We start from the raw sequence: 17,188 nt of genomic DNA, 5'->3' as shown, positions 1-17,188 counted from the left end.
AAGCGCTAAACCTACCGCTTCTTATACCACAACAGCATCAAAAGCGATGGTTAAACGATTACCCTCACGTTCGGTAGGAAAAGTACCATGCCAAAGGTGTGATGGAAATAAGACCAGTTTACCCTTTTCCGGTTTCACGGTCATAAAGGGTTCTAGCGAGTAAAAAGGTGCTTTATCGACTTTTCCGATGTGTAGGTGGCCTGCCGTCAATTTGTCATCGAGTCCATCAGGGACATCAACGTAAAACACACCACTGACCAGGCCGTTAGAATGGTAATGAGGAACGTGGTAGCCGTCGTACTTGTTCAGCACAGACCATGAACCAGTAAATTCGATATTATCAGCCGATGTTAGCGCTTCGTTAGATACACCCAAATACCGCGCATTTTTCGATATGTATTTTTGTATTTGCGCCTTTATAAAACACTCAAGTGCCTCAAGCGCAGGCTGAGTCGAAGGAAATAGGTTTCCTCGGGTTTGTGTTCCTTGGCGCACAGATTGATTTACTGGCGTAGATAGCGAAGCATGCAATGTGGTCATATGTTTTTCTATGTCAGCTAATACGACATCACTATCATCTGTGCTGTGTTCCCACACCGCATCTTTTACGCTGGTTTCTAACGGTCGCTGTGAGAGTCTGTCAAGAATATAGGTATTGGCCTTTAGAATTTGCCCTAGCGGTGCATTGTGCTTTGCTGCGGGTTTCAATGTACGTATATATTGAGTAGCCCCTGTTATATCCTGAAGTGTAAGTGAAATCTCCAATAACTCTTGATTGATTTCGTTAATACCCTGGTTGTGATAAGGCTTTAAGACATCGTATGCAGCTTCTGGTTTGTTTTGCAGTCGCAAGCATTTCGCTTTTAGTAGTGCTGCAATAGGTGGTGTTAACAGATTGGCTTTAGACGCAATGTAAGTAATAGCCTGTTCGTAAGACTCGCTTTCGATGAGCAAATTAATATAAGCAATACTGTGATGCCTTGCGTTAGGGCTAGATGGTTGCTGACGTGCTAATACTTGCTCAAAAGTGTTTAGCCAACTTTCAGGTTGCCCTAATTCAAACGCCACTTTCGCATGATTTACCAAAGACTCAACATATTCTGGGTTCAATGCAATCGCTTTCTCATAGCACGCTAGCGCAGTGTCCAAAATTCCCATATCTGAATACAGATTAGCTAGGTTATGGTAAATAGCAAAATGCTGCATTACTGACGCCAAACTGGTAAGTAAGGGGACACCCTCACTAGGCCTATTGAGAAACCGTAGGGCTATTGCTTGGTCAATAATATAGTTATTTTTGTTGGTTAGCTGATGAAGCTTTTTCGCAAAGCTTAAAGCCTGCGCCCACACTTGTTTTTGTTTTGCTATATCAAGTAGCTGGTGAAGCCCTTCAATAGCTTGCTTTGTTGATGCCCCACTTTGATACTTCTTAGCCAGCTGGTCGAGCGCCGTTTTTACCGTCACCTTTGACAGTGCAAAGCTGTTAATAAGGAAGATTAACTCGTTGCATTCTTGCGGGCCTAGCGTAGCAAAATCAATGTCTGCTTTTAGATGCCGTTCAGCAGCAGATAAGTCTCCTTGTTTGGCATAGGCAAAACATAAGCTAATAATAAGCCCATTGTCTTTTGGTGACGCTACGCGCGCACTAACTAATCGACTTATCGCGTTTTGAAACATCCCAAGATTGACCTCACAAAAACTCGCAATCTTTACTAGCTCTGTAGTGGGAAGCGAATTGGGATAGTGTTGGGTTAACAGCGATAGTACTTGCTCGTACTGCCCTGCTCTTAATAGCTGACCTAGATGGCTGATGTCATTCATTTTTGTTTTAGTTTTGTCAATGTTAGTGCGTTGCCTTACTCGCCTATACATTAACAATAAATACAAAGAAAGCTAGGGCTTGGTATGGGTGGTGTTAATTTTGGTGTTCTAGATCAAGTGCGTACTTAATTTTCAACCAGCAGAAAATAAAAAAGCCAGCAATTAAGCTGGCTTTTTTGGGTTAATGCTTTTTCTAAAAAATTAGAAAGAAACTTTAACGTTAGTGAACAGGTAACGACCTAGTGTGTCGTAGAAGCCTGCTACAGTGTTACCGTTAGTGCTTAGTGCACCACCAACCATTGGCGGCTCTTTATCAAGTACGTTGTTCACACCAGCAGATACTGATACGTAATCGTTAACTTGATAGCTACCAGTTACGTCGAAGAACGAGTATGAAGATAGACCACCTTCGCCCTCGAAGTCTACGTCACCGTAGTATCTCCAACGTGCGATTGCTGTCCAATCGTCTTTCGAGTAGTTCGCAGTGAACGTGTGACGCCATTTAGGCTGAGCGAAACACTGAACGCTTACGATACCAGAACAGTCATAATCAAGTGACGGATCAGATAGTAGTGGTTGGAACGTCTTATCTAGGTTGTATGAACCAACGATGTTAGAACGTAGAGTACCGCCCATTAGGTCCATGCTGTACGCCATGTCAAGGTCAACACCAGCCCACTTACGACCACCTACGTTGTCTGATAGGTTAGTGATAAATGCGTCTTGGCTGATCCACAAGCTACCAGCAGCACTACGATTTACGTTTTCACAGAATTCGCCACGTGTTGCACAAAGCTGAAGAATTGTCTGCGCACCAACTGTGCCGATAACTTCTTCCATGTCGATCTTCCAGTAATCGATTGCGAAATCGAAGTCTTCAAACGGAGATGCAACAAAACCAAATGTGAACGTGTCTGCTTCTTCTGGGTCTAGGTTCGGGTTACCACCAGAGAACTGGTTGTACTGGTCAGCAGGGTTAGCTGTGATGCCACCGTACTGTGCAGCACTTACACCTGTTAGCGCACACTGTGCTTCAGAGTAAAGTACACCGCCTTCACCGTCAGAACCGTTAGCACAGCCGTCTACACCACCCCATAGGCCGATGCTTTGACCAGCGAATAGCTCAGCAACGTTTGGCGCACGGATAGCGCGGTTGAAGCTTGCACGGAATTTGTAATCTTCAGTGATTGCCCAGTCAGCCGCTACTTTATAAGTAGTCGCATTACCTGATGTAGTGTAGTCAGAAATACGTAGTGCCAAGTCAACCGTTAGGTTTTCGATACCTGGTGCATCTTCAATAACTGGAAGGCTGATTTCCGTGAACACTTCGTTTACGTCAAATGAACCGATTAGGCTTTCTGTTGGGCCACCTTGACCAACAAGTGAACCTTCTTGGTATACAGTATCAGCAATACGTTCGAAGTCAGTTTCACGACGCTCTAGACCAAATACCGCAGCAACTGGCGTATCTGCACCTGGAAGAGAGAAGTCGAACTCACCAGTAACGAAACCGTTATAGATGATTAGTGATGTGTTACCTGTTAGTACAGCAGTACCAGAAAGCTGGCTAGCCATTTCAGGCGTAACACCAAACGGCGTGTATACTTGGTATAGCAAACAGTCGCCAGTACACTCAGTACCTACTTCACCCACACGTGGAGAGATTGAAGGTAGGAACAAGTCGTTCGCGTAAGAAGACGACGAGCTAGTTTGTGAGTACATGTAGCTTACGTCGTAAGACCACATATCGTTGATAACACCTTCAACACCCGCAACCATACGGAATGAGTTGTGCTCTAAGCTATCTGCACGAGGGCCGCCTTCTACGTTACGCTTACCGATGTAAGCAACGAATTGGTCCGCGTCAGTGTGGCCGAATGCTTCCTGAATTTGTGCTTTTTGCGCGTCAGAAAGAACTGGGTTGTTGTAATCAAATAGGTACTCAGCACCATAGAACGTACCAGATTCAGCGATTTGGCCAGTTGTTCTATCGTTCATGAAGTTAGTTTCAAGGTAAACGCGCGTGTCGTCGTTGATGTAGTAATCAACAAACGCACCCATTGTGAAACGCTCGTTTGGACGCATGAAGTGGTTGATTGGCGCAAAGTTATAAAGGTTTGTGCCATCGTACGGAGAGAAACTACCGTCTGGGTTAAGGCTCCAGAACAACTCGTTGCTGTAGTCTGGTGAACCATCAACTACAGGATAGAAGAAAGAGTTAGGTAGAACCGCTGTAGATGAACCACCACACGCTGTACCGTTTGTGTTAAGTGCACATGAAGAGTAGTCACGCTCACCTTGTAGCATTTCGTTGTTACGACGCCATGTACCGTAAACAGTTGCATGACCTTTGTCGCCTGCGAAGTCGCCACCTGCAGTAACAGTGATATCGTAAGACTCACCGCCAATGCCGTTAGAACCTTCTGGGTATTCGAAACCACGATCATCCATTAGGCCTTGAATGAATTCATTGTCGTTATCGTGCTGGAAGCCTGCTGCTTGTGCAGTGATTTCAAAACCAGTGAAATCAGTGTCCATGATAAAGTTAACAACACCCGCTACCGCGTCAGCACCGTAAGTAGTTGAAGCACCACCAGTTAGTACGTCAACACGCTTAACTAGTGCAGCAGGGATTTGGTTTACGTCAGATGCTTGGCTGTATACACCACCTGGCTGAAGACGACGACCGTTTACTAGTACAAGTGTACGGTTTGGACCAAGACCACGAAGGTCAAGGTTAGCCACACCAGAAGCACCGTTAGCTTGGAACGCTGTTTGTGCTGCTTCGATTTGTGGCAACGTGTTCATCACGTCTTCAATACGAGAGAAACCAGTTGACTCGATAACTGATGCATCGATTGATACAACAGGGCTGTTTGATTCTAAAGAAGCACGTTTAATACGTGAACCTGTTACAGAGATTTTCTCTACTGCTTCGTCAGCTACCTGCTCGTCTTCTTGAGCAACAACTGAAGTCGCAGTCATAGACGCAGAAAGCGCGCCGAAGGCACAAGCCAGTTTAACTGACTTAGCCAATCTAGAGTTTGTAAACATGTATTGTCTCCCTGGACCACTAATTTAGTCTTAGTGTGTTTTTAATCGTTCGTTTTATTACGACTTGTTATAAGTAAGGACAAATCCTCATTAACGATAATAACCATATCCCTGAGGGACGGTCAACTGCGATCAGTCAAGGAGTTCTGTAAAAGTTCAATTTTTTTTATTTAATTTCGTTAATATGTAACAAGAAAGTTACAAAATAGAAAAAACGATGAAAAAACACCGTTTCTGCACGTTTTTTAGACACAAAAAAGGAGATGTTTTTAGGCATCTCCTTTCATTGGAAAATTGAAAAAGCAGTTACTTCTCTTCTTTTTGCTCTTCCATTTCTTTTTCTTGCAAGTCTTTGATGGTGACTTGACCGTTAGTGACTTGATATTGTTTGTTTATGCCCTGTAGCAGTTCTAACTCGTCAGGCGTAAAGCGAACGTTCAATTTCGCTTTAGATATCATGCCTTCAGCAACAAAGTTCTGAACACCGAAGTTAGAAATGGTTTGTCCTCCTCGCTGCTCTACTCTCGCTGAGTCAATTAAAGCAGCATTATTGAACGATACACCAGCCGCATACACTCTATCATTACCAATCGTTGCCGTTGAAAAGTCCTTAATGTCCATTTCAAGGTCATCGGCAGGTGTGTTAGCGATATCTGAATAAACTTCATCGTCTAGGTAAGACAGTAAGTGATCTTTGATAGCGTCATCACTGCCCCCAAAAAAGTCGCTGTATCTCTCGTAAAGCGCAGAGATGCGCCCTTCGTAATAGGTGCCTCGGTTAGAATTGACGAAATCTCCAGCCGACTTCTCAAGCTGTCGCCAAACATCCTTCCCTCTAAAGGCGTTGGTTTGAATGCTAGGCGCACCAATCACACCAGAGAAGAAACCGTAGATGACTTCTTCTCTGCCCTTGTATTTGTTTAGCACGATATCGTATTTTATATCATTTAGGCTAAGCGACTGGCCTTCAACCATTAATACCTTGTCATTAAAGAAATCAGATTTCTTTTCTTTTGAAAACTCTTTGCCAATATCAACTTTAGGATATTGCTTAGCAATCTCCTTCAACAGGGTAAAGTTGTATAGATTGAGCCAATATGCCAACTGCTCATTACTGTTGAATTGGCTAAGAGACACTTCATTTGGCAGCACTTCCAAGCTCTCTTGAATTGCATAAAGAGCCTCAACGTACTTTTCGTTGTCGAAATTATCGAAGTAAATGCGGTTGCCTTCTAGAGCCGTTAAACGGTTAATGCGTTTTTTTAGCCTTGTTCCCGTGTTACCAGAAGGACGAGGGGCTTTTTCTCGCGTAGAACGACCCACATCAAGAACGGTAATGCCTAGAAAGTCGTCTAGATCTGAATACCCAATTTCAAGTTCGCTGCTTTGCGTCGACGCCGCAAAGATTTCGCTGACAGACTCAGCAGCAAGTGTTTTAGACATAGGCAGCACGGTCATTGCTGCGACAAATGTTAACGTGGTGAGTTTGGACATAATAAATTCCCTATTTTCCATCAACTACAGCGGTTGTTTTCCGCATTATTGTTTTTTGCAAAGCGATGCGATTTGTTCGCTAGCGCCCGTTATCAACTCATAGGTTATCATGCGGCCGAAAGGGGGAATGGAACAAAAAGTCAAAGCAGCTTTTAACACTTTAGTATAAGTACAGTACCTTTTGTACCAGTTGTTGGAATTTCAATCAAACTTTCAATGTCAGTTTTTCATGACAAAGAATGAGCAACGCTTTAATACACGCAAGTCGTTGTTGGAAATAAAAAAAGCAGAAACCGGGTGGTTTCTGCCTTTTAACTGTCACATTATTTTTCTGTAGACGTTGCTTCGCTCTCTGATAAGTCATTAACCGTGACTGCACCTCTGGCAGTATTATATTTGCGATTAATTTCCCTCAATACCTGAATGTCATCTAACGAGAATCGAAGGTTGTCGAACCCGGTTGTTATCATTGGATGTGTCAACATTAGTGCAGCTCTATTATAAGATAAGCCCGCAGCGTACACCCTGTCGTCAATAATTGCCGCTTTTGAAAAGTCCACAATATCCATGCTTAGTTCAGAGGGCGCGACTTGCTCGATACTCTCTCGCATATCGTCCTCAATATAGTTGAGAATGTGAGCCTGAATTGATGCTGGTTTATTCTCGCCATTAAAAAAGTCGGAATAACGTGCGTAAAGCGCTGACACTCTGCCATTGTAATACGTGCCTCTGTTTGAATTAACAAACTCTCGGCCTATGGACTTAAGTTGGCTTAGCACGTTCTTGCCAGTAAATGCCCTAGACTGCAAGCTAGGTCCGCCGATAACAGCCATTAAAAAAGCCATATATTACGTTCTCATTACCTTTGAAGTTATTAAGGACGATATCGTACTTAATGTCGTTAAGACTCAGCGCTTGCCCCTCAACGGCAAGCACATCTCGATTGAAAAAGTCAGAGTTCCTTTCATTGGCAAATTCGTATTTGATGTTTTCATCAGACTGGTTGTACGCCATCTCTCTCAAAAGCGTCATATTGTACAAATTGAGCCAATACGCCAGCTGCTCATTTTTGTTGAATAACTTTAGAGGTGCTTGATCAGGCATTTCTGCCAAGCTAGCGGTCACATCATCTAGCACTTTGCGGTAATTCTTTTTGTCGAAGTTTTCAAAATATATGCGGTTGCTTTCAAGCGCGGTAAGTCGGTTCACTCGCTTTTTAAGACGGGTTCCTGTGCTGCCTAAGGGGCGATCGGCCAGCTCTCTATTCGATGCGCCAAGCTCAATAATAGAAATATCGAGCACGGCATTCACATCTGGATATTGAATTTCTATCTCACTTTGTGACGTGAACTGCGAAAACGGCTCACTAAGTGGTGATGAGGCTGATGCTTGAAAGGTGAAAGACAGTGTAAACAGTGTGGTGAATAACACGGAACGGCGCGTTAGATGACGTGCTTGTTTCATATACGACTCCTTGTCTTGCACTAGCCACTGTGACTAGTGCTTATAAACAAAGTTAGTAAACGTACGTTTTTTGTCCAGAAAAAGAATCAGATACACTGCCTATCGTATTTTTTAACCCTTAAAACCCCAGCTTTCTTTTGACCGATACGGGCAGCTCTGGCAAGGCACTTTTCGGTAACAAAAAAGTAGCCATATTGAAGAAGTCTAAATAGATGCGATTAGACTCCGTTGTTTTTTTCAAGTAGTGGTGACCCGAAGAACCACCCGTCCCAATTTTTGTACCCAACATACGCTGCACCATCATTGCATGACGATAGCGCCAAATGGTGAGTTGTTCGTCTATTTCCGTTAACGCTGTTATTAGCTGAAACGGTAAGTTGAAAATAGGTTCTTCTGAATATTGCTTAATGAAAAGTGCTGAAAGTAGCGCGCGATGACTCAAGCGAAACTTCCCCTCTTCCCGCAAGGATTCAAACTGCTCATGGTCGAACAATGCATTAAAATTGTCTTTGGTCGCCTGCCAATCTTTAATCTCTTGGCGCATTTCAGTTTCTGACAGCATGTCATTGAATGAAATTGTCTCAAAGTCTTCTTGTAGCATTTGGTCTGCAGCGTTTTTGTAGTACTCCCAAAAATCGAAATCATCCATTTTTAGCAGCGGCATGCGCGATAACCATTTGTCGACAAGCTCAAATAAGCTAGGTTTCTTTTCTAAGCCTTCAAGCAAAGCTCGGTCTTTGTCGTTCAAACGGTTGTAAAAACTTTGCTGATCAAAATCGATCCTAAACTCGCGCTTTAATCCTAGCGATATTTCTAAACGCTTAAACTGAATGCTTTGAAAACCAGAAGCAGGTACCAGGTAATCTCTAAATGACAGAAACTGTTGTGGCGTCATCGTTTCCATTATTGCGATTTGATCGTTCATCAATCGTTGAATCTGAATCACACGCTGTAAACGCAATACTACTTGTGGCAATTGCTGATCTTCTACCGCGTCTTGGTTAAAGGTATCTATGACGGCGTTTAGTTCATGCAGCACTTGTTTAAACCAAAGCTCATATACTTGATGCACGATAATAAAAAGTGTTTCTTCGTGTGCCGCCTCGCCATACTTTTCGCTTTGCAGTGACTGTGCTCCAAGAATCTTATCTAGCTGCAAGTAGTCACCGTAATAGCAGGGCTCAATGTTCTTTTTCATGCTGTTCTCGCTTTCTCGTAACGCGTACTTTTATTATTCAGCGCCAATTCTACCACTGCCCACTCGACAACCACAAAATACAAGCTATACCTTTATAGTGACAGGCTGCATATTGTTCAGTACTTTATACTGTGCTGTATATAAATATGTCCAAGTAGGCCTTAAACGAGGGCCAATACATGGGGTTGTAGCGCAATACATCAGCCTAGTGCGCGATAAAAAGAAGGGTAAGTTAATGAAACTTGATGATGATATTCATAACTACTACGAGCACCTCGTATTAGAACGAATTAGTAAAATGGGATTAGATAAAACTAAAACGGCAGACTACCTTGCTGACCTCTGCTGTTTAGCACTAAACCAAGTTCCACCTCGTTATATTCGCTTCGAGGTCGACATGGCATTTTACCTTCCTCAAAGTGAACGTAAGCAAATGGAAATGAACGTAGAGCATGCCATTAGCAAAGCGCTTAAGTATTTAGACGAGTCACAAAAAAGTAAAGAGAGTGCGTAGATTGTCTTACTAGGAAGTGGAGGCTTTTGGGTGGCGGGCCTCCAGCCACATCCCGGCACATGAGTCGTCTGCTGCGGCTGCTCCCTTCCAGGCCTGACCGGGTTCACAGAGTATCATTGCGGGAGGACCAAAAGCCCACCATAGAAAAAGCGACTAATGCAAAGTGTATTATCTAATCGATAACGCCCTGCGTCAGTGCGGGGCGCATTATGACTATTTGGTTGAGAGTTTTCAACCCTTTAAATTAAATCTCTCTTGAGCAATTACATTTGCAACGCGGTTTGTTGCTGCGCCTTCCTGTTCTGCTCTCACGTAAATTTCCTTGAGTGTGTCACCTATTTGCTCAATATGTGCACGCATTGCATCATTTGAGCTCGATTCCATTCTCTGATGGAAAATATCGATAACACCACCTGCGTTAATAACATAATCAGGCGCATACAAGATTCCGCGCTGCATAAGTAATTCGCCGATATCTTCACGAGCCAGCTGATTGTTAGCGGCACCTGCGATAACTTTCGCCTTGATATCAGGTAATGTTTGGTCATTGATAGCGGCACCTAATGCACATGGCGCAAGCACATCTACATCTAGACTTAAAATTTCTTCTGGTGCTACTGCCGTTGCCCCCAGTTCTGCCACCGCTTTTTCAACGCCTTCAGGGTAAATATCAGCAACATAAAGCTTAGCACCTTGCTCATGAAGGTGTTTGGCCAAACGATAGCCAACATGTCCCATACCTTGAATAGCGACAGAAACACCGTCTAGGCTGCGCTTTAGTCCATACTCAACGGTTGCTTTTAAACCAACAAAAACGCCGTACGCCGTTGAAGGTGCAGGGTTTCCATCTGGTACTTCACCTGCGTAATGATACTTGGCATGCACACCGGCAATGTAGTCAGACTCTGTCGCCATGGTTTGCAAATCTGTTACTGCAATACCAGAGTCTTCAGCAGTGAAGTACTTGCCGCCAAACGACTCTACAAATTTCCCCATGGCTTTCATCATTTCGGGCGTTTTTGCCTTGCGCGGATCACCAATAATTACTGATTTTCCGCCACCAAGCTCTAGGTTAGCCATAGCGGCTTTATAAGTCATACCTTTTGAAAGACGCAGCACGTCAGTGAGGGCTTCACCACTATTAACATACGGCCACATACGGCAACCGCCAAGCGCAGGACCAAGGTTTGTATTGTGTACAGCAATAATGGCGCTCAAGCCCGCTTCTTCGTCGTGATAAAACGCTACGTGTTCGTGTTTATCGAACTCTGGGTGATCAAAAACTGACATACATTCCCTATTATAAACTGTGGTGAATTTTATTAACTGAATGCCCTTTTGCAAGCGCTCGCTTTGCAATATGGGAGCTGCGATATTGAGCAATAGTAGCCCATCATTTTGAGGACGGGTCTTGCAAAGTTTGTTAATGAAATTTACAAACTGAAACAGAATGGATTTGAATACTATTTTTCTAGGACAACTATCCTAGGATTTTTTTTTATATATAATAAACATCATAAAAACGACGGAAACAGTGTTCATGAAATTGGATAAATTTGATCGTGAAATATTGCGAGTACTGCAGCAAGACGCAACAGTATCGATGGCTGACCTAAGTCAACGAGTTGGTCTTTCGCACACGCCGTGTTGGCGTCGTGTGAAAAGAATGGAAGCGGAAGGCATCATTTTAGGCAAAGTTACCTTACTAAATAGCAAAAAACTCAACCTTGGCGTGTCTGTATTTATTTACGTTACACTTAAAAACCACGATGGTGACTCGCTTACTGATTTCGAAAATGCCGTTCAGAACATTGATGAAATTGTAGAATGTCATACCACCAGTGGCGAAAAGGATTATTTGCTTAAGGTGATAGTTGAAAGCATAGAAGAGTATGAGTTTTTGCTAAAAACCAAACTTACTCACCTTCCTTTGGTAGATCACCTAAGTTCTACATTTGCGCTAAAACAAGTTAAGAACACAACCGAGTTGCCCATAAAACGTCAATAAAGCGCACATTAAAAAGGTGTGACAGCACTGCGCTAAACACACTCTCAATATTAAATAAAAAGGGCTGCACGTTTGCAGCCCTTTTTTGTTTATTGCCATTTTACGCTTATAGCAAGGAGCGCTTTAGCCAGCATCTATTTGATTTTCCGGTTTGGCTTTTTCAAATGCTGTCAATGCATTACAGTTATTCGCGATTTTTGTAATTAGCGGATACGCTGACATATCAAGGTTAAAACGCTGCGCATTGTATACTTGCGGTACTAAGCATATGTCCGCCATTGTTACATCAAAGTCAAAACAGTATTTACCAGCCTGTGTTTGCAGTCGCTTTTCAATGCCATCAAACCCTAATTTAATCCAATGTGATGCCCAGCGCACTACATCATCTTGCTGAGCTTCAAAGTTACCTTTTAATGCATTTAAAACACGAAGGTTACCAATCGGCTGTATGTCACAAGCAATATCTTGAGCAAGGGCGCGAACCCTAGCACGCTCAGTACGATGCTCAGGCACTAAGCGATGTTCGCCTTCATAACGCTCATCAAGGTATTCAATAATCGATAAAGATTGATTGAGTATGATGTCCTCATCTTCATCGACGAGGGTTGGTACCAAATGTGACGGATTCAACCGAGTGTAACTTTCACTGTGCTGTTCACCGCCATTGTTGACTAAATGAACGGGGATATACTCGTACTCTACCCCTTTCAAGTTCAGTGCTATTCTTACGCGATACGACGCCGTAGAGCGCCAGTACCCGTATAATTTTATGCTCATAATACCACCCACAAAAACATTAAAATGGCTTTGCTCCTCGCTTTTTAAGCGTAGTTGCTAATTCACTTTTTCGCTCGATAAACCAAGCCTAACGTATTAGTTGAGAGGCTTAACCTGCTGCTCTATCGCACCGAATACGCTGTTGCCCTCTTTATCAAGCATTTCAATACGGATACGATCGCCGAACTGCATAAATGGCGTTGATGGCTTACCATCGCGAATAGTTTCAATCATGCGCACTTCAGCTATGCATGAATACCCTACTCCGCCCTCGCTGATAGCAGAGCCATGCTCGGTACCTTGCTTATTTGATACCGTACCAGAACCGATTATTGCACCTGCGCCAAGATTTCTACTCTTCGCGGCGTGAGCTACAAGTTCACCAAAATCAAATGTCATATCCTGGCCAGCCTCAGGCTTGCCAAACAGTTCGCCATTGTAAGTAGAGCGTAGCGGCAAGTGCACCTTGCTTTCAGCCCACGCATCACCCAATTCGTCTGGCGTTACTGCAACGGGTGAAAAGCTCGATGCTTAGGTTTAGATTGGAAAAAGCCAAAACCTTTCGCTAACTCACCTGGAATAAGGCCGCGAAGTGAAACGTCATTGACTAACATCACTAGGCGAATGCGCTCAGCAGCTTGAGCTGGTTCACAGGCCATCGGCACGTCGTCAGTGACAACGGCCACTTCACCTTCAAAATCAATACCCCAATCGTCACTTGGAAGAATAATATCGTCGTTTGGCCCAATGAAATCATCAGAACCACCCTGATACATTAGCGGATCCGTCCAAAAGCTCTCTGGCATTTCGGCACCGCGCGCTTTTCTTACTAATTCGACATGATTTACATAGGCGCTACCATCGGCCCATTGATATGCACGAGGAAGTGGTGACTCACATCGTGTGGTGTCAAACGCCACACTTTCGCAGGCGTTGTCATTAAGCTGTTGATATCGCATTTGCAGTTGGGGCGCAATATCTTGCCAGTTGTCTAATGCCTCTTGCATCGTCTTAGCAATATCTTGTGCGCTACAAGCTCGAGAAAGGTCTCGAGATACCACCATTAAGCAGCCGTCGCGAGTATCATTTTTATACGTAGCAAGTTTCATTAGTCTTTCCTCGAATGTCAGTTATTTGTGCTAATCGTGCGTGATTATAGTTATGCCACTAGATACTAGGTCTTGAGAAGCCCTCAACATTCGAAGTTTTTATTCGCTGTAAGAAAGGATGTACGCAAAAAGGTGGGAATCAATGCTAAAGGCCTTATTTCTTGCGTATGGGGCGTGTTGTAAATAAAACGTAACACGCCTACACACACAACATAAGGCAAATGATCGAGACAAAAATTAAGCTATTAGAGCTTTACGGTTGCTTTATTTATCCCGTATTCACGCAACTTGTTGGCGATGGCTGTGTGACTTAAACCAAGCTTTTTTGCAAGTTGACGTGTACTGGGGTAGAAAGGATAAAGCCGTTTGAGAAGGTCTTTTTCAAACTTCTTCACTTCCTCATCCAGTGTCCCATCAAAGTTTTCATCTATATAGGTCACGCTTGGTGCACAACTTGGTAACTGAATGTCTTCCTTGGTTATCTCTTTTCCATCAAGCAAAGACAGCGCGCGATACAAGGCGTTTTGTAGTTGTCTAACATTGCCAGGCCAAGGGTATTGTTGAAGGAAGTCCACACACGATTTGCTCAATTTTGCAGGTCGTCGACCAAGCTTTGTGCTGTGTTGAACAATGAATGATTCGGCCAAGGGTACAATATCTTGACGGCGGTCTTTCAAAGATGGCATCACCAGACTCAATACGTTTAAGCGATAGTAAAGCTCTTTTCTAAAACGCCCTTCTTCGACCAGTTGCCCAAGGTCTCTGCAAGTAGTGCAGATAAACCTTACATCTACTTTTACTGGCTCTGCATCACCCACGCGACGAAATTCGCCGTCTTCTAGCACGCGCAGTAACTTAGCCTGCAATTGCGCCGACATATCAGCTATTTCATCAAGCAGTAACGTTCCGCCCTTCGCTTGCTCAAGTAACCCTACTTTGGCATTGGGTTGGTTAAATGCCCCCGCTGCGTAACCGAATAACTCGGTTTCAGCGACACTATCTGGCAACGAAGCGCAGTTAAGTGCAAGGAATGCCCCTTCGCTTCTTCGACTCGACTGATGGCATGCGCGCGCAATCATTTCTTTGCCCGTGCCTGTTTCACCAAAAATGAGAATAGGTGCGTCAAGGTCTGCAACGCGTTTCGCTTCGTGCACTACTCGCTTCATAAACGGCGACTGTGTAACAAACCTGTCAAAGCTATCTGTGGGAGACTGGTGGAAGGCGGTAAACTGCTGACCCAAACGCATTTCAGACTTCAAAATTACCACAGCACCCGCCATGATTTTGTTTTGTTCGCCATCAGGTACGGTAATGGGTAACATGTCGGCCAAGTAATCTTGCTGAATGAACTTTACTTTCGACGTTTGAGGACCAGGCGATTTACCGTCCATCCATTTTGTAAAGTTAAACCCTTTTACCAGCTCACTAATGTCTCCACCCTCAATTTCATTATTCGGCGTTTCCAAGCCTGCACAAACGGCTTCATTACACAAAAGGATATTCCCCTTTGCGTCAATGGAAAAAACAGGGTCTGGCAATGTACGTAAAATTGCAGATAACTGGTTTTTCTCCCTTTCACCCGGCATAAATAACGTGGTTTTTACGTCCTCTATACCGTCTATACGGCGTATTTGAGGCATAAGGTGTTGGAAGTCGGCAAACTCAATATTGGGAAAATTAAGGAAAATTTTACCTGCTGGGTCTATCTCGATACCACGGAGATCAATTTCTTTGGTAACTAGAATATCTAAAACGTCTTGGGTGATCCCAAGGCGGTCCTGACAACTGATTTCTAAGCGCATAGGGTGTTTCAGTAAGGTTGTAAACTTAATTGTACAAGATACCACACTTTTACAAAAAGATAACAATATAATTGTTACACAAGATGAAAAATACGATGAGTGACGAGAGATGGTGGCTAATGCAGCGCAGAACAAAAGATGCCGCTTTTAAAGAAGCGGCATCGAAATCAAAAACATTTAATTAACGTTTGTCCCTTTGAACTTTAGGGTAGTGTTTACCCTGCTTTTTTCTCTTTAGGAAGGAAAAGTGGGGAAAACAAACCTAGTGACTTAGCTTTTTCCACAAGTGCCATAATATCCATTTCCGCCAGCTCAAACAGATGATCGAATTCCGGTAGAATATAATAAAGTGGCTGCATAATGTCGATACGATAAGGCGTACGCAACGCATCAATAGCAGTCAAAGGATTGCGAAGCGGCTTGTCACTGTCTAGTGCATAAATCGTCTCACCAGGAGAGGACAAAATACCGCCACCATAAATCTTCAAATCGCCTTTTGCGCGAACCAGACCAAACTCAACCGTAAACCAATAAAGTCGAGCCAAATACACTCTATCTTCTTTACTCGCCTCTAAACCCAGCTTTCCATAGGTATGGGTAAAATGCGCAAAGGCGGGATTAGTCAATAATGGGCAATGTCCAAATACTTCGTGGAAGATGTCAGGTTCTTGTAGGTAGTCAAATTCTTCACGTGTTCTGATAAAGGTAGCAACGGGAAACTGCTTGTTTGCAAGTAACCGGAAGAACTCACCGAAGTTGATAAGCGCTGGAACTTCCGCAGTTTGCCATCCCGTCTTTTCCATGAGTACGCGGTTGATATCTGGTAGCTGGGGGATTTTGTCTTTACTAAGCTTTAAAAGGTCAAGTCCGTCCAGGTATTCTTGGCACGCGCGTTCTTCAACCAGTGGAATCTGTCGTTCATATAATTCAGACCAAATCTGATTCTCTTCATCAGACCATGCGATAAAGCCGTTTTCATCAGATTCTCTTGACTGGTACTGCGTAGATTTTGGCATAACTTCACTAACCAATATGTCATTAACAATGTGTACGTTAGTCTAATGAAAATCGGACTTTGGAAAAGCTTTCCACTGTCTGCCCTGCGCTTTTTAAGCGTAACATTTAATTTACAATAGAACAGAAGCCCCTTGATTTATATAATAAAAAACCGCTCATCTTAAGCGGTTTTGGTAATAAGGCTTGGCGTTTTACAGCCGACTTATCTCTTTATTTAACTGATACTCGCGAGAAGTAACATAGGTTTCCATTTTACGTAGGCGGCTTTCAGCTTTTTCAAAACGATTTCGGATATCGTGAAAAGCTTGCTTAGGTGGCTCTCCTGCCTGCCATACTTTTGTTTTCACCTCTACTTTTGGCGCTTTTACCTGTCCGGCATTTGGATTTCTCCAACCTTTCCCCTTAGAGAAAACTGGTTGTGCCTGTTCACTCTCAAGTCCAGTAGGCTTTTTATCAAGAATAAACCAGGCAGCAATGTAGGCGACAAAAATAAATGGCCCAGCCAGTAGAAAGAAACCAGTAACAACTAAAATTCTTACTAACCATGTTTCTAGACCAAAGTACTCTGCAATACCCGAGCATACACTCAGCGATTCTTGCGTTTTCAGGATTGCGATAGAGCTGTTTTCCATTTCTCATGCTCTATTCCTCCACTCAGGTGCCTCACTATCTAAAATGGCTTCAAGGGTCTCAATACGTTCACTCATTTTTTCAGCTTGCTCTGCAAGCACTTGAAGTGTCTCGTATTCTTCGGCACTTAGCCCTTGGCTCACTTGTTTTTTACTGCGGTAATGCAATATTAACCAGATTGGTGCTACAAAAATTGTAAACACGATTAACGGCGTGACCAGCAGTGCAATGATACCTTCATCCATCTCGTAATCTCCAACAAACCCCGATCAGTCTGCCTCACTATCATCCTAAACGGTA

The 17,188-nt window shown here is 43.5% G+C and carries 13 protein-coding genes, 1 other RNA gene and 2 pseudogenes; 2 read left to right on the top strand and 14 right to left on the bottom strand.

Features of this window, described 5'->3' with window-relative positions:
• Positions 1 to 21: 21 nt before the first annotated feature.
• From V6N89_RS05755 to V6N89_RS05730, 6 genes are all read right to left on the bottom strand, one after another.
• Positions 22 to 1,821 carry a putative 2OG-Fe(II) oxygenase gene (locus tag V6N89_RS05755; RefSeq protein ID WP_338516740.1) on the bottom strand — a complete coding sequence of 600 codons (1,800 nt, stop codon included), beginning with the start codon at positions 1,819 to 1,821 and terminating at the stop codon, positions 22 to 24.
• Positions 1,822 to 2,022: 201 nt separating this feature from the next.
• The gene (locus tag V6N89_RS05750; RefSeq protein WP_338516738.1) at positions 2,023 to 4,875 is read right to left on the bottom strand and encodes a TonB-dependent receptor domain-containing protein; all 2,853 of its coding nucleotides are present in this window, start codon (positions 4,873 to 4,875) and stop codon (positions 2,023 to 2,025) included.
• 306 nt (positions 4,876 to 5,181) lie between these two features.
• Entirely contained in the window at positions 5,182 to 6,369 is a 1,188-nt protein-coding gene (locus V6N89_RS05745) for a DUF547 domain-containing protein (RefSeq protein ID WP_338516736.1), read from the bottom strand.
• A gap of 323 nt (positions 6,370 to 6,692) precedes the next feature.
• Positions 6,693 to 7,202 carry a hypothetical protein gene (locus tag V6N89_RS05740; RefSeq protein WP_346993521.1) on the bottom strand — a complete coding sequence of 170 codons (510 nt, stop codon included), beginning with the start codon at positions 7,200 to 7,202 and terminating at the stop codon, positions 6,693 to 6,695.
• Positions 7,180 to 7,833 carry a DUF547 domain-containing protein gene (locus V6N89_RS05735; RefSeq protein ID WP_346993520.1) on the bottom strand — a complete coding sequence of 218 codons (654 nt, stop codon included), beginning with the start codon at positions 7,831 to 7,833 and terminating at the stop codon, positions 7,180 to 7,182. The genes V6N89_RS05740 and V6N89_RS05735 overlap by 23 nt, the downstream gene beginning before the upstream one ends.
• A 118-nt stretch (positions 7,834 to 7,951) precedes the next feature.
• Positions 7,952 to 9,031 (bottom strand): tryptophan 2,3-dioxygenase family protein, encoded by a 1,080-nt coding sequence (locus tag V6N89_RS05730; RefSeq protein ID WP_338516734.1) that lies wholly within the window; start codon positions 9,029 to 9,031, stop codon positions 7,952 to 7,954.
• A 235-nt stretch (positions 9,032 to 9,266) separates the two neighbouring features.
• On the opposite strand from V6N89_RS05730, the gene V6N89_RS05725 reads away from it, so the two are divergent.
• Entirely contained in the window at positions 9,267 to 9,545 is a 279-nt protein-coding gene (locus V6N89_RS05725; protein ID WP_338516732.1) for a late competence development ComFB family protein, read from the top strand.
• Positions 9,546 to 9,581: 36 nt separating this feature from the next.
• Here the strand turns inward: V6N89_RS05725 and ffs are convergent.
• Together ffs and V6N89_RS05715 are read right to left on the bottom strand one after the other, a co-directional pair.
• Positions 9,582 to 9,678: signal recognition particle sRNA small type (gene ffs, locus V6N89_RS05720), an RNA gene on the bottom strand.
• 98 nt (positions 9,679 to 9,776) lie between these two features.
• A complete protein-coding gene (locus V6N89_RS05715) occupies positions 9,777 to 10,835 on the bottom strand; it encodes a Glu/Leu/Phe/Val dehydrogenase dimerization domain-containing protein (RefSeq protein ID WP_346993519.1) in 1,059 nt (352 codons plus the stop codon).
• A gap of 250 nt (positions 10,836 to 11,085) precedes the next feature.
• On the opposite strand from V6N89_RS05715, the gene V6N89_RS05710 reads away from it, so the two are divergent.
• A complete protein-coding gene (locus V6N89_RS05710) occupies positions 11,086 to 11,553 on the top strand; it encodes an Lrp/AsnC family transcriptional regulator (RefSeq protein ID WP_338516729.1) in 468 nt (155 codons plus the stop codon).
• Between the two features lie 123 nt (positions 11,554 to 11,676).
• Here the strand turns inward: V6N89_RS05710 and maiA are convergent, their stop codons facing one another.
• The 6 genes and pseudogenes from maiA to pspB all read right to left on the bottom strand — a co-directional run bounded on the left by maiA (position 11,677) and on the right by pspB (position 17,133).
• Complete coding sequence (gene maiA / locus V6N89_RS05705) at positions 11,677 to 12,330, bottom strand: maleylacetoacetate isomerase (RefSeq protein ID WP_338516727.1); 654 nt, start codon at positions 12,328 to 12,330, stop codon at positions 11,677 to 11,679.
• 96 nt (positions 12,331 to 12,426) lie between these two features.
• Positions 12,427 to 13,439, bottom strand: a pseudogene (locus tag V6N89_RS05700) (fumarylacetoacetate hydrolase family protein).
• 245 nt (positions 13,440 to 13,684) lie between these two features.
• Entirely contained in the window at positions 13,685 to 15,241 is a 1,557-nt protein-coding gene (tyrR, locus tag V6N89_RS05695; RefSeq protein WP_338516726.1) for a transcriptional regulator TyrR, read from the bottom strand.
• Positions 15,242 to 15,456: 215 nt separating this feature from the next.
• A complete protein-coding gene (phhA, locus tag V6N89_RS05690; protein WP_338516724.1) occupies positions 15,457 to 16,257 on the bottom strand; it encodes a phenylalanine 4-monooxygenase in 801 nt (266 codons plus the stop codon).
• Positions 16,258 to 16,449: 192 nt separating this feature from the next.
• Positions 16,450 to 16,897: pseudogene (gene pspC / locus V6N89_RS05685) on the bottom strand (envelope stress response membrane protein PspC).
• On the bottom strand, positions 16,894 to 17,133 hold the full coding sequence (gene pspB / locus V6N89_RS05680; protein ID WP_338516722.1) for an envelope stress response membrane protein PspB: 240 nt from the start codon (positions 17,131 to 17,133) through the stop codon (positions 16,894 to 16,896). The pseudogene pspC and the gene pspB overlap by 4 nt, the downstream one beginning before the upstream one ends.
• Positions 17,134 to 17,188 lie beyond the last annotated feature (55 nt).

The organism is Alteromonas gracilis, from assembly GCF_036870955.2.
GTDB lineage: Bacteria > Pseudomonadota > Gammaproteobacteria > Enterobacterales > Alteromonadaceae > Alteromonas > Alteromonas gracilis_A.
Note: the sequence above shows the minus strand (reverse complement) of the source record. Positions and strands in the feature narration are given on the sequence as shown.

What these genes read in the sequence shown, in the direction of transcription:
- V6N89_RS05735 (WP_346993520.1), bottom strand. Translation starts at nt 7,833, where the DNA reads ATGAAACAAGCACGTCATCTAACGCGCCGTTCCGTGTTATTCACCACA.
- V6N89_RS05745 (WP_338516736.1), bottom strand. Translation starts at nt 6,369, where the DNA reads ATGTCCAAACTCACCACGTTAACATTTGTCGCAGCAATGACCGTGCTG.
- maiA (WP_338516727.1), bottom strand. Translation starts at nt 12,330, where the DNA reads ATGAGCATAAAATTATACGGGTACTGGCGCTCTACGGCGTCGTATCGC.
- V6N89_RS05710 (WP_338516729.1), top strand. Translation starts at nt 11,086, where the DNA reads ATGAAATTGGATAAATTTGATCGTGAAATATTGCGAGTACTGCAGCAA.
- tyrR (WP_338516726.1), bottom strand. Translation starts at nt 15,241, where the DNA reads ATGCGCTTAGAAATCAGTTGTCAGGACCGCCTTGGGATCACCCAAGAC.
- V6N89_RS05715 (WP_346993519.1), bottom strand. Translation starts at nt 10,835, where the DNA reads ATGTCAGTTTTTGATCACCCAGAGTTCGATAAACACGAACACGTAGCG.
- V6N89_RS05740 (WP_346993521.1), bottom strand. Translation starts at nt 7,202, where the DNA reads ATGGCTGTTATCGGCGGACCTAGCTTGCAGTCTAGGGCATTTACTGGC.
- pspB (WP_338516722.1), bottom strand. Translation starts at nt 17,133, where the DNA reads ATGGATGAAGGTATCATTGCACTGCTGGTCACGCCGTTAATCGTGTTT.
- V6N89_RS05755 (WP_338516740.1), bottom strand. Translation starts at nt 1,821, where the DNA reads ATGAATGACATCAGCCATCTAGGTCAGCTATTAAGAGCAGGGCAGTAC.
- V6N89_RS05750 (WP_338516738.1), bottom strand. Translation starts at nt 4,875, where the DNA reads ATGTTTACAAACTCTAGATTGGCTAAGTCAGTTAAACTGGCTTGTGCC.
- phhA (WP_338516724.1), bottom strand. Translation starts at nt 16,257, where the DNA reads ATGCCAAAATCTACGCAGTACCAGTCAAGAGAATCTGATGAAAACGGC.
- V6N89_RS05730 (WP_338516734.1), bottom strand. Translation starts at nt 9,031, where the DNA reads ATGAAAAAGAACATTGAGCCCTGCTATTACGGTGACTACTTGCAGCTA.
- V6N89_RS05725 (WP_338516732.1), top strand. Translation starts at nt 9,267, where the DNA reads ATGAAACTTGATGATGATATTCATAACTACTACGAGCACCTCGTATTA.